A 245-nucleotide genomic window follows, 5' to 3' on the forward strand; every position below is an offset into this window, starting at 1 on the left:
CCCGCTTTCGGGCGTAGAGAGTCTGGTCCATAATCGACGAGATCGACATCCGAAGGAGAGCCGTGTGTTTCGTTATCTACTTGGCGCAGTATTAGCGTCCGCGCCGCTCGCTGCCGCCAATGCACAACCTCCAAATTTTTGCAGAACCAGTGTCAAACCTAACGAACCTATCGAGTCGCGTTTCATGGGAATCGAGTACGCGCTGATCATGCATGTGCTTGCGGAGAGATATTGCGGGGCGGAGC

General features: G+C 54.7%; 1 pseudogene. It reads left to right on the forward strand.

Features of this window, described 5'->3' with window-relative positions:
- Nucleotides 1-64 precede the first annotated feature (64 nt).
- Nucleotides 65-245, forward strand: a pseudogene (locus EOD29_RS36810) (hypothetical protein); the annotation flags it as partial.

This window comes from Mesorhizobium sp. M1A.T.Ca.IN.004.03.1.1, from assembly GCF_003997555.1.
In the GTDB taxonomy this organism is placed as follows: Bacteria; Pseudomonadota; Alphaproteobacteria; order Rhizobiales; family Rhizobiaceae; genus Mesorhizobium.